This is a genomic window from Acinetobacter sp. YH12134 (genome assembly GCF_013418555.1).
GTDB lineage: Bacteria > Pseudomonadota > Gammaproteobacteria > Pseudomonadales > Moraxellaceae > Acinetobacter > Acinetobacter indicus.
The window spans coordinates 1-12,073 of sequence record NZ_VPBT01000036.1; the positions used below are offsets into that span (position 1 = coordinate 1).

12 protein-coding genes and 1 tRNA gene are annotated in these 12,073 nt (G+C 43.0%); 9 read left to right on the forward strand and 4 right to left on the reverse strand.

What is annotated here, in order from left to right; all coding sequences use genetic code 11:
- Positions 1 to 692: 692 nt before the first annotated feature.
- A tRNA-Arg gene (locus FTU69_RS14100) sits at positions 693 to 769 on the reverse strand.
- A gap of 180 nt (positions 770 to 949) precedes the next feature.
- Between FTU69_RS14100 and FTU69_RS14105 the strand changes: the two genes are divergently transcribed.
- The 7 genes from FTU69_RS14105 to FTU69_RS14135 all read left to right on the forward strand — a co-directional run bounded on the left by FTU69_RS14105 (position 950) and on the right by FTU69_RS14135 (position 7,225).
- Positions 950 to 1,885, forward strand: coding sequence for an ABC transporter ATP-binding protein (locus FTU69_RS14105; RefSeq protein ID WP_005179107.1), 936 nt, complete (start codon positions 950 to 952; stop codon positions 1,883 to 1,885).
- Positions 1,882 to 2,655: an ABC transporter permease gene (locus FTU69_RS14110; RefSeq protein ID WP_005179108.1), complete on the forward strand. Its 774-nt coding sequence runs from the start codon at positions 1,882 to 1,884 to the stop codon at positions 2,653 to 2,655. The genes FTU69_RS14105 and FTU69_RS14110 overlap by 4 nt, the downstream gene beginning before the upstream one ends.
- On the forward strand, positions 2,655 to 3,470 hold the full coding sequence (gene queF, locus FTU69_RS14115) for an NADPH-dependent 7-cyano-7-deazaguanine reductase QueF (protein WP_127799578.1): 816 nt from the start codon (positions 2,655 to 2,657) through the stop codon (positions 3,468 to 3,470). The genes FTU69_RS14110 and queF overlap by 1 nt, the downstream gene beginning before the upstream one ends.
- A 20-nt stretch (positions 3,471 to 3,490) precedes the next feature.
- Positions 3,491 to 4,141, forward strand: coding sequence for a hypothetical protein (locus FTU69_RS14120; RefSeq protein WP_180104073.1), 651 nt, complete (start codon positions 3,491 to 3,493; stop codon positions 4,139 to 4,141).
- A 306-nt stretch (positions 4,142 to 4,447) separates the two neighbouring features.
- Complete coding sequence (mltB, locus tag FTU69_RS14125; RefSeq protein ID WP_163141609.1) at positions 4,448 to 5,449, forward strand: lytic murein transglycosylase B; 1,002 nt, start codon at positions 4,448 to 4,450, stop codon at positions 5,447 to 5,449.
- Positions 5,450 to 5,741: 292 nt separating this feature from the next.
- Positions 5,742 to 6,353 carry a septal ring lytic transglycosylase RlpA family protein gene (locus tag FTU69_RS14130; RefSeq protein WP_005179113.1) on the forward strand — a complete coding sequence of 204 codons (612 nt, stop codon included), beginning with the start codon at positions 5,742 to 5,744 and terminating at the stop codon, positions 6,351 to 6,353.
- A 410-nt stretch (positions 6,354 to 6,763) separates the two neighbouring features.
- On the forward strand, positions 6,764 to 7,225 hold the full coding sequence (locus FTU69_RS14135; RefSeq protein ID WP_016659199.1) for a DUF962 domain-containing protein: 462 nt from the start codon (positions 6,764 to 6,766) through the stop codon (positions 7,223 to 7,225).
- Positions 7,226 to 7,267: 42 nt separating this feature from the next.
- On the opposite strand, the gene FTU69_RS14140 is transcribed toward FTU69_RS14135, so the two are convergent.
- The 3 genes from FTU69_RS14140 to rpsB all read right to left on the reverse strand — a co-directional run bounded on the left by FTU69_RS14140 (position 7,268) and on the right by rpsB (position 9,580).
- A complete protein-coding gene (locus FTU69_RS14140; protein ID WP_180104074.1) occupies positions 7,268 to 7,750 on the reverse strand; it encodes a DUF3465 domain-containing protein in 483 nt (160 codons plus the stop codon).
- A gap of 65 nt (positions 7,751 to 7,815) precedes the next feature.
- Positions 7,816 to 8,691 (reverse strand): translation elongation factor Ts, encoded by an 876-nt coding sequence (gene tsf, locus FTU69_RS14145; RefSeq protein ID WP_163145604.1) that lies wholly within the window; start codon positions 8,689 to 8,691, stop codon positions 7,816 to 7,818.
- Positions 8,692 to 8,833: 142 nt separating this feature from the next.
- On the reverse strand, positions 8,834 to 9,580 hold the full coding sequence (gene rpsB, locus FTU69_RS14150) for a 30S ribosomal protein S2 (RefSeq protein WP_005179120.1): 747 nt from the start codon (positions 9,578 to 9,580) through the stop codon (positions 8,834 to 8,836).
- Positions 9,581 to 9,787: 207 nt separating this feature from the next.
- Here rpsB and map point away from each other — a divergent pair, with 207 nt between their 5' ends.
- Positions 9,788 to 10,615, forward strand: a complete 828-nt coding sequence (map, locus tag FTU69_RS14155) for a type I methionyl aminopeptidase (RefSeq protein WP_005179123.1) — start codon at positions 9,788 to 9,790, stop codon at positions 10,613 to 10,615.
- A gap of 313 nt (positions 10,616 to 10,928) precedes the next feature.
- Positions 10,929 to 11,993: an OmpW family protein gene (locus tag FTU69_RS14160; protein ID WP_016659202.1), complete on the forward strand. Its 1,065-nt coding sequence runs from the start codon at positions 10,929 to 10,931 to the stop codon at positions 11,991 to 11,993.
- Positions 11,994 to 12,073 lie beyond the last annotated feature (80 nt).

Sequence of the window (12,073 nt, forward strand, 5' to 3'; positions counted from 1 at the left end):
CAGCCTGACTTTTGCCCGCGCATTGGCATATTCGAAAAACAGACCCTCTGCAATTGCTTTTTCACGCGATTCTGTCATGCCAATTTCATGATCATTCGGCACAAAATAGACTTCTTCAGGAATTAATTTAACGATATAACCCATTGTTCTGACTCTTATGGTGTTTTAGTAATTTACCCTGCGACATTTATAGGCTGAAAAATCGCTTCCGGCTATGGCGAATTCATCCGACAGTTATGCTTATTTTTGATATGCCATCTCAATGCCAGTCATATAAAGAAAAAATATTTTAAAATCATATAGATTATTTAAATTTAGGTGCTTCTATATTTCACTAAACTGATCTGATGTAGTGACGAGATTGTTCTGATTAAACAGATTTTTTATTCAGCCTTTCTGTCCTCATGTAAAGCTTAAAGCGGATGTTTCTGTTTTGCCGGTGATGAGGCTGTAAAAACCTAAAAGTGATATTTTTTAATCAGAACAAAGATAAAAATACAAAGAAAATGCAGTCCTATGACTACTTTTTAACCACAGATAGAAAGGCAAACCAATAAGCATTGCCCTTCGATGATGGTTCAGCATTCGTTATTCAAGCCAGATTATGGAAAGGATTTTGGTTCAAAACTGAAGTAAAGAATTTTAAATGATTGAATCTTGGTAATTTTTATAGTTTTTTATGGATCAGAATTTGGTGCGCCCGGCGGGAATCGAACCCACGACCCCAAGCTTCGGAAACTTGTACTCTATCCAACTGAGCTACGAGCGCGCGTCGCACATCATAACAAAAAAATGCACAAGGTAAAGCAACTATATATAAGTTCTTTATTTTTATGCTTATGCTTTAAGCAATCGTTCCAAATATACGATGCAGAATTCCCGGTAGATTACTTGGTTTATTGGGCAATATCGCTCACAATAGCCTCTCCCTACACCATGCGAGATTTTCATGACTGATGCATTGACGTTAAGAGACTTGTCTAAAACCTATCGCAATGGGTTTCAGGCCTTAAAAGGTATCAATTTGACTGTACCTGAAGGTGAATTTTATGCGCTGCTGGGTCCCAACGGTGCAGGCAAATCTACAACGATCAGTATCATTAGCTCCTTAACCAAGAAAACCTCGGGTACCGTGGAAATTTTTGGCCACAATCTGGATACCCATCCCTCTCAAGCCAAACAGTGTCTGGGCGTGGTACCACAAGAGTTTAACTTTGGTCATTTTGAAAAAACCTTTGATATTCTGGTGACCCAGGCCGGTTATTACGGTATTCCCAAAAAAGTGGCGCAGCAGCGCGCCGAACTGTATTTAGAAAAACTGGGGCTGTGGGATAAACGTGCCACGCAAGCGCGAATGCTATCTGGCGGGATGAAACGCCGCTTGATGATTGCCCGCGCCATGATGCATGAACCGAAATTACTGATTCTGGATGAACCGACCGCCGGGGTCGATATCGAACTGCGCCGCTCGATGTGGGATTTCCTGATTGAAATGAACAATAGTGGCACTTCCATTATTCTGACCACCCACTACCTGGAAGAAGCGGAAATGCTGTGCCGCCGGATTGCCATTATTGACCGCGGTGTGATTAAAGAAGACACCACCATGAAAGGCTTCCTGAACCAGCTGAATGAAGAAACCTTTATTTTCGATCTAGTTCAGCCGATTCAGCCCATTCATCTGGATATTATCGGGGTACGTTTTAATCTGGTCGATCCGCTGACCCTGGAAGTGACTATGGACAAGGCCCATACCGTGAATGAGCTGTTCCAGTTACTGGAATCACAAGGGGTACAGGTGCGCAGTATGCGCAACAAGGCCAATCGTCTTGAAGAATTATTTGTGAAGATGGTAGAGAAAAATCTTGCAGGAGTCGCGCAATGAACTTTAATCAATTAAGAGTTGCGCTGTATACGCTGGTTCATAAGGAAATCCGCCGTTTTATGCGGATCTGGCCACAAACCCTGTTACCACCGGCCATCACCATGAGTCTATATTTCGTGATTTTCGGTAATCTGGTCGGTTCACGTATTGGGGAAATGGGCGGCTTTAGCTATATGCAGTTTATTGTGCCCGGCCTGATCATGATGGCGGTCATTACCAACAGTTATGCCAACGTCTCTTCAAGTTTCTTTAGTGCTAAATTCCAAAAAAGCATTGAAGAACTGATCATGAGCCCGGTGCCGTTACATGCCATTTTGTGGGGCTATGTGTTGGGTGGAGTATGTCGTGGCGTGCTGGTCGGCATTATTGTGACCTTAATGAGCCTGTTTTTCACCGACCTCTACATTACCAACTGGTTTGTGACCATTTATACCGTCCTAATCACTTCATTATTACTGTCTTTAGGCGGTTTTATTAATGCCGTTTATGCCAAATCATTTGATGATATTTCCATTATTCCAACCTTTGTGCTGACACCACTCACCTATTTAGGTGGTGTGTTCTATGCAATTAGTGCATTATCGCCGTTCTGGCAAAACCTTTCTTTAATTAACCCTGTGGTCTATATGGTCAACGCCTTCCGTTATGGCATTTTAGGACATAGCGATGTCAACGTGACCGTTTCCTTAGGCGTGATTACATTATGCTGTGCTGTGTTATATGGCATTGCCTATCATTTACTCTCCCGTGGTTCAGGAATGCGTGAATAATGAGCGTAGAAAATTCTTTATTGGGTAAAGACACTCAGTACCCAACAACCTATCAACCTGATGTGCTGTTTCCGATTGCGCGTGCTGAAGCGCGGGAAAAATATGCGCATGTGGCTGGTGTTCAACAAGGTAAAGACTGGTGGCATGTCTTTGAGATGTCCTGGTTAAATGCAGCCGGCGTTCCGCAAGTTGCTATTGGCCGGATTCACTTGCCTGCCACCTCACCAAATTTAATCGAGTCAAAATCTTTAAAGCTGTATTTCAACAGTTTGAACTTTAGCACCTTTGCTTCAACAGACGCGCTGATCAATACCGTCGAGCAGGATTTATCAGCCGCGGCACAGGCACAGGTCAATCTGGAACTGTTATCTGTCGATGATCTGGCAATTAGCCATCCTGAAGGCATATGTATTGATGACTTAAGCCCGACCCGACTGGAAAATCATCCAGATGCGTCCTTATTACAGCACGATGCCGAGCAAGACGAACAGGTCGAAGTGCAACTGTATTCACATTTACTGAGAAGTAACTGTCCGGTCACCGGTCAACCTGACTGGGGCACAGTTTTTATCCGCTATCAGGGTAAAAAACCTTGTTATCGCAGTATTTTGGCTTATATTATTTCTTACCGTCAGCATAACGGTTTTCATGAGCAATGTGTTGAACAGATGTTTGCCGACATCTGGCAAAACCTGAATCCTGAAAAACTGATGGTGTATGCCACCTATACACGTCGTGGCGGATTAGACATTAATCCATGTCGTGTATCGGATTTAACATGGATGCCTCGCCCTATTCGTTTAGCGCGACAATAAAAAAACATTGAGGTTAACAGATGCCATTTTTTGGTTTTATTCCTTCCGAGGAACTTTTAAATACCATTCAAACTGCGCAGCAGAAAAAAAATTCAAGCGAACCGCTGTATCCATTACGTGATAAAACAGCATTAATGATTAATGATGAAATCATTGATGCCATTTTAACCGAGCTTGTCCGCCGTTTCCCGCCAAGTGACAAACGCGATACTGCGGAAAAACTGGCCGGTTATGTCAAATCCACCGTAGCGGTGTTACTCAAGCAATTGTTGAGTAAAGCCCCGAACGATGTGGTCAAGCAATCAATTGAATTTTCTGAACGCAGCCTGTTTAAAGATGCAGACGGCAACACGCGTGTCGGTGAAAGTTTAGATGCCAGCCTGGTGACCAATCTAAAAAACACCTATGCCGAAATTAAAGCCGGCAATGACATTAACAAGTCAGCTTTGGCCGAGTTGTATAAACAGTTTGCCGAAGCTACTGTGCGTCATTTTATGAGTGACTTTAATAAAACCCTCGATTTGGGCATGATCAAACGTAAAGCAGCTGATATTGGCTCAGCTGCGGTTCTTAAAGCTGTACATATTGCGGTGGATAAAATTATTCCAAATCTGACCAAAGATGAACTGGTCGCGCTGGCGGAATATCACGACACCCTGTTTCATGCATAAGTAGAAACACCTTCAATAAACCTGACTCCGGTCAGGTTTTTTTATGCCACTTTTCCCGCAACATTTCTCTATAAAGAAGGGATGATGAAGCCCCGGTTGAACTTTGTTACAAACAGCGCGCATTTTTTAGACAGGCTTTGTCACTTTTTGTATATGCGCTTGCCTGTAGAGCCAGAATGAATGTTATCTTAATTGCCTGTGTGAACTGTCTTTTTAAATCGACACTTTTGCTCAACCTGTTTTAATTTTTAAACACCATCTGCTTTTTGTCACTAAATTGATAATACATTGGGAAATTGAACCAATATGTTGAATCGTTATTTCTATAAAAAATTACAGCGTCTTTCTTTACTTGTTGGTGCTCTTTCCTTATCCAGTGTTGTTCAGGCCAATGACTTCCTCAGCCATCCGGACTATCCAAACTTTAAGCAAAAAACCATGCAGCAGTATGGGCTCAGTTCCGAGCAAATTGATCGCGCCATGAGCGGTGCCAAAAATCTGCCGAATATTATCAACATCATGAATCGTCCCGGTGAAAGCAAACCGTGGTATGCCTATAAAACCAATTTTCTGGCTGAAAGCACCATTCAACGTGGTGTGCGTTTCAAACAGCAATATGCCGATACCCTGAATCGTGCCGAACAGCAGTTTGGCGTGCCGCAAGCGATTATTCTGGGGATTTTAGGCGTTGAAACCGGTTTTGGTTCCAATAAAGGCTCTTTTATTACCCGGGATGCGCTGGCCACTTTAGGTTTTGGCTATCCACGCCGGGCCGAATATTTCCAGAGCGAACTGTCTGCACTAATTGCCTGGAGCTATAAAGATGGCGTTACCACCAATTCTGTGGTCGGTTCCTATGCCGGTGCAATTGGCTATCCGCAGTTTATGCCAAGCAATATTCCTAAATTTGGCGTCGATTATGATGGCAACGGACATATTGATTTAAGAAATTCAGCAGTAGATGCGATTGGCTCGATTGCCAACTATTTGGCCCAGCATGGCTGGCAGCGTAATCAGCCGATTGCATTCCCCGCCCGTTATAGCGGTTCAACTCCAGATGCAGTGATTGCCAAAGATCTAACATTGCCTACCCCGTATGGTGTGCTGAAAAATCAGGGCATCAGTCCGCTGAATCCGATTGTGAAAATTGATGACCTCGATCTGGTCAATGTCATTCAATTACAAGAAAATTATGGTCCAATTTATTACATCACCTATCCAAACTTTCAGGTGATTACCACCTATAACCGCAGCCGTATGTATGCCACTGCACTCTGGTTATTGGGTACTGAAATTGTCAGTCGATAAGAACTTATTTTTACTCAAAAGTTACAAAGTCAAGATTTTTTTACGAGATTTTGCGCACAAAACCGACTTCTCACATACATTGTTACAATATTGTCTATTATTTAACCAAAAGAGGTAAAGGTTTGGTATTTTTTGTCATTATTTCCGTGTAAAGACTAGACACCTTTAGTAAACGATGAATATTATCCATTTCGTCAAATATGGTTGCAAAAGTGAAATAACAGGCATGATGTCTGCTATATCAACCACTTAGGGTTGATTCACGGCATCAAGCTGCAGGAGTTTTAAACATATGCATTCTTCAATTAAATATTTACTGGCGCTGTCGACGGTATTTACCTTAAGTCAGTCGCAAGCCGAAATGGTGCAATCTTCATCGTTCAATAACGACAATGAAAGCTCTAGCCTGGCTGCCCGTGTGCTAAACAAAGAAGCACAAAGCTTTAATACCCACTTCTCTAATTTAAATAGCCTTTCAATTACAGAACGTTCTGGCGATAAAATCCGCCGCGAAACCATCGCTGCAAAAATTGAAATCCCAGAAGAAGAGCCTTCTGTCATTGAAAAGTTAAACACCGTAGCATCGAACACTGTTCGTAAATTCAGTCAGACCGGTATGGCCTCTTGGTACGGTCGTCAGTTCCACGGTCGTAAAACTGCCAGCGGCGAAACATTCGACATGAATGCCATGACTGCAGCACACCGCAGCCTGCCACTGAACTGCTATATCCGTGTAACCAACAAGAACAATGGCAAAAGCGTAATCGTTAAGGTTAATGACCGTGGTCCATTCCATGGTAACCGTGTAGTCGACTTATCTTACGGTGCTGCGAAACGTTTAGGCATTACCAATGCCGGCGTAGCCAAAGTCAGCATTGAACGTGTAGATGGTCCAAACTCCTAATACCCGTTTAAGCTCCTGCACCATATGACCCAAAAGCCACCTCAGGTGGCTTTTTTAATGCCCAAATTCAGGGAAAGACGCTTACTTCCCTATCCGTTTTTTGGATTTTAAATACGCTGATCTGGTCATCAAAGCGAATGATCTGTTCTAAAAATACAGATTTGCATTCATTTCCACGCTTAGCATGCTTTTCTTCCTTTTTGAATCCATAGGTAGCTTTTTATTTTTTTCTGCGCTTAAAACGCATCCTATGCGCATTTAGCCCTATTCCTTTATACAGGAATTTCCCTATTCCCCTCATTTTACGATTTTCAGGTATTTTTGCTGGCCAATTTTGACCGTTTTCCGCTTCTCGTTTATAGTGAGAACATTCTTGGAAACTCAGAAAAATAATGCAAAAGGAGTACTGCATGAAAACAATTTCAGAATGGCTGGATGAATATAGCGAAAGTCATCAAAACAAGACCAATAAACTGATTCACTGGGTCTGTGTACCGACCATCTATTTTTCCATTATTGGCATCATTGCGCATTTCAGCGCCCTGCTCACTGCCCTGTTACTGGTGCTGGCCTTTATTTTTTATGCACGCCTGGATCTGGTTCTGGCCGTGGCCATGGCAGCACTGACTCTGGTGATGGCCTGGTTAATCTGGATTTTACCGGTTGGCGTTGGTTTTTATATTGCACTGTTTGTTTTTGCCTGGATTGGACAGTTCTATGGCCACAAGGTCGAAGGCAAAAAACCATCGTTCTTTAAAGATCTGCAATTCCTGCTGATTGGACCGCTCTGGTGTATGGATGCCTATTTAGGCAAGATTTTACCGTCTTGGAAATCTCGCCAGCACACCACGCATTTGGATGTCCAAACTTAAATACGCTTAAACATCAGGAAGCATTTTGTAGGCATAGAGAGCTTATTGATAGATGCTTCCCTGATGCTTTAACCAGCCATCGATATGGCGTTTTTGCGGATCATGATGGGTCCAGTGAATCACGCCACCTTTGTCGGTATATTCATATTCACCAAAGAACTCGACAGTATCGCCTTTTTGCAGACGGTCGATGCGTGGAGCCAAATCAATATTGTGGGTAACCAGCAAGGTTTGCCCATTGCCAAGTTCCAGAATAAAACGCTGATGGCGCGAACCTTCATTGTCATCACTTAACAGAGCCACTACTGTACCAGTAGCTTGTACCTGTACATCATTTTTTCGTTGCTGAAAGGCCTGAGCAATTTTGGCGGTATCATCCTGAACGGGAGCTTGCAGTGTGGTTTCGGACTGCTGTTGAGTGAAGGTATTTGAACCGGAGTTTTGCGGTTGTAGGTCTAGGCCTAAATAAGCGGCAACCAGCAGCGCAATCACTGCGCCAATGCCCATATTGGTTTTCTTCGACATTGTTCTTCCTGTTGTTGTCTTGGTCATAAAAAAAGCCCCGAAACGGGGCTTTTTCGCAAAATAAATTATTTTGCAGCAGCTTGAGCAGCAGCAACTTCTTCTGCGAAGCTCATTTCTGCTTTCTTCTCAATACCTTCACCTACTTCGAAGCGAACGAATTGAGCAACAGTTGTGTTAGCAGCTTTCAATGCATCAGCAACTTTCTTCTCGTTGTCGATTACGTACATTTGACGCTCAAGAACAACTTCGTTCAGGTATTTTTCAACTGAACCAGTTACCATTTTTTCAACGATGTTCGCTGGCTTACCAGATTCGATTGCTTTTGCTTCAGCAATTTCTTTCTCTTTCGCGATCAGCTCAGCAGGAACCTGTTCAGCAGTAACAGCAACTGGGTTGAATGCAGCAACGTGCATTGCAATACCTTTACCAGTCGCAGCATCACCTGTGTAAGAAACAACAACACCGATTTTTAAACCGTGCTTGTACACAGCAAGGTTTTCACCTTCAACGATTTGTGCACGACGAACTTGGATGTTTTCACCAATTTTTTGAACAAGTGCAACACGTGTTTCTTCAACAGTTGCGCCATCTTCAAGTTTAAGTTCAGCAATTTTAGCAGCATCAGTTTCGTTTGCAGCAAGAGCAGCAGCAGCAACTTTCGCAGAGAAACCAGCAAAGTTTTCGTCTTTTGCAACGAAGTCAGTTTGACAGTTTACTTCTAAAAGAATCGCTTTGTTGCCTTCTTGAACGATTGTGATTGCACCGTCAGCAGCAATGTTACCTGCTTTTTTAGCGGCTTTTGCTTGACCAGATTTACGAAGGTTGTCAATCGCTAATTCGATGTCACCACCCGCTTCTGTCAAAGCTTTTTTACATTCCATCATTGCTAAACCAGTACGGTCACGCAATTCTTTAACCATGCTTGCAGTAATAGCAGTCATGTGAATCTCCTAATTCGGTAGAAAATGAATTCTTTTTAGAACAGAAACGGCCCAGAGGATACTCATGGGCCGCCTGCATACATGACGCTTACTTTGCCACCATCACATGTCGCAAAAATGACAAGCTTGCGTCAAAAACGCATTAAGCCTCAGAAGCTGGAGCTTCTTCGCCTTTCGCTTGAGCATTTGCTTGGGTTTGAGCGTACTCTTTACCAGCAATGATCGCATCAGCCATAGCAGAAGCGTAAAGTGTTACTGCACGGATCGCATCGTCGTTACCCGGAATAACGTAGTCTACGTTGTCTGGGTTAGAGTTTGTATCAACGATACCGATTACAGGAATACCTAGGTTTTTCGCTTCTTTGATCGCGATTGCTTCGTGGTCAACGTCAATTACGAATAATGCGTCAGGTAAACCACCCATGTTTTTAACGCCGCCTAAAGCACGTTCAAGTTTTTCCATCTCACGGCTACGCTCTAAAGCTTCACGTTTAGTCAGCTTAGCGAAAGTACCGTCAGTAGATTGAGTTTGAAGATCTTTTAAACGGTTGATAGATTGGCGAAGTGTTTTCCAGTTCGTCAACATACCACCTAACCAACGGTGATCTACGTATGGTTGACCAGCGCGTTGAGCTTGTTCACGGATGATGTTAGAAGCAGCACGTTTAGTACCAACGAACAAAACTTTGTTCTTTTTGCTTGCTAATTGGTTAGCGAAGTTCAAAGCATCATTTAACGCAGGAACAGTGTGCTCAAGGTTGATGATGTGAATTTTGTTGCGCGCGCCAAAGATGTATTGACGCATTTTTGGGTTCCAGAAACGAGTTTGGTGACCAAAGTGCGCGCCAGCTTGTAGAAGGTCGCGCATGCTTACGTTGTAATCTGCCATTTTCTTTACCTTAAAGTTTGGGTTAGGCCTCCATATATCCGCATTCTCCACCCCAAAGGGCACCCAGAGTAATGTGACGATATATGTGCGGATTTTGTTGCCCCATCGCACAATGCCCGCGAAATTTATTCACGAAAAAGCATTTGATAAAATGGGCGGCTATTTATACCATAGTCACATATAAATTTCCAAAAGTTTTTAGAGATCATGAACAGTACTTATCAAGCGCCTCGTCGATTAATTAAAACCGCAGATGAAATTGAGAAAATGCGGGTAGCGGGACGACTGGCAGCGGAAGTTTTGGATATGATCAAGCCACATATCAAACCGGGTGTAACCACACTTGAGCTTGATACGATTTGTCACGATTATATTGTCAATGTACAAAATGCCATTCCAGCCTGCCTGGGCTATGGTGCAGCCCCAGGTCGTCCAGCCTTCCAGCATACCATCTGTACTTCGGTAAACCACGTGGTGTGTCACGGTATTCCATCTGAAAACAAGACATTAAAAAAAGGCGATATCCTGAATATTGATGTCACGGTCATTAAAGATGGTTACCACGGCGATACCAACATGATGTACGTGGTGGGCGGCGAAACTTCTATTCTTGCCAACCGTCTATGCAAAGTAGCACAGGAAGCCATGTACCGCGGTATGGAAGTTGTAAAACCGGGCGCGACCATTGGTGATATTGGCCATGCCATTCAGAAATATGTCGAATCTGAGCGCTTTAGTGTGGTGCGCGAATATTGCGGTCACGGCATTGGAACAACCTTCCATGACGAACCGCAAGTGTTGCATTATGGCCAGCCAGATACCGGCATGATTTTAGAAGAAGGCATGACCTTTACCATTGAACCAATGGTGAATGCGGGCGTTTGGCAAACCAAATTACTGGGCGATAAATGGACCGTGGTGACCAAAGATCACAAACTTTCAGCGCAATATGAACACACTATTTTAGTGACTAAAGACGGTCTGGAAGTCCTGACTGCACGTCCTGAAGAAGATTTGTCACGTTTCCAGTCTTAAGCTGTCATTGGCGTAAAAACTAAAAAAATTGTCAAAAAGGTCACATTTATGTGGCCTTTTTTATAGTCTAAAAAACTCATTTAAAATAAATGAATCAATTACTTATATCAAAATTTAAGCTTTACCCCTAAAAACCGTATCACCATTTCTAGCTACACAAGTCATAAATAAGTCACAGAGCAGCAAACTTATTTCAAGAATGTTACAAATGTAATAAAACAATCTTCTTCAAAAACAACAGTCTTGCTTTATCTAACTATTAAATAATGGCCCTTATAAAAACGAGCAACAAATTGGACATGGAGTCCCTTATATGAAGAAGACCTTATTATTTGCCAGCACGCTGTTGGCCTTACCTGCTGTTTCTTATGCCTCACCGTATTTTAGCCTGCAAGATGGTGATGGATTTAAACGCTTTTCTGTATCGGTCGGTGCTTTACATGTCATGCCACAAGGTAAAGCCCAACCTTTCCGAGTTAACACATCAGTTAAAGAAGGTGAAACTGCAAAAGTTGGAGATATCAAAGCACAAACGGTGCTCGACAATATCAAACCAGGAAGTAGCGTCAATCCTTTCTTAAAGGCTACTCTTGATGGGCTAGCTTTAATTAATGCTGATGTCGCCTCAGCACTGAGTGGAACTGCTGAAATCCGTGGACTCAGTCAATGGGATAATCCAGGTACGGGTTTAGAAGCCGATGATGTCACCACATTGGGCATCATGACCAATTACTTTTTTACCGACAATATTTCTTTTGAAATGAAAGCTGGTATTCCGCCTAAAGTCGATTTACAAGGCAAAGGAAAAATTTATGCACCTTTTTCAGCAACTGCAACACCTATGGGCGGAGCTTTAGGAAATTTAGAGCTTGAAAATGATATTTTCATTACCGATCTAGAAGCGCATGGTCCTGCAGCTTCGGCACGTGCTTGGACACCAGCATTTGAGTTTCAATATCACTTTGGCAAAACCGGCGTGAATAAATTCCGCCCTTATGTCGGCCTAGGTTTAATGTATGCCTACTTTAACGAACTGGAAATTAACCCGCGTACCGAACAGGATCTGATTGCCGCCGGTCATATGATTGCCAATATCAAACAGGGGCAAGCCGGTGCATCACTGGAAGGCACACCTAGTAATGCCAATCCGAAAGTCGAACTTGAAGCCTCGGATACGTTCGCACCGGTAGCCACGGTTGGTTTTACCTATGACTTTAATGAAAAATGGTTTGCGGTTGGTTCTCTGTCCTATGCACATCTGCAAAATGACACCACCATTACCGTGACCGATGCCACGCATGGCGAACTTATTCGTTCTAAGGCCGATATTGAAGTGAATCCAATTCTGGCCTATGCCGGTATTGGTATCCGTTTCTAGACTTTAATTTTTCAGTCCATCATCAGGCAGCCTTTCGGGCTGTCTTTTTTGATGCAGCCATAAAAAAATTTTATCTTTTA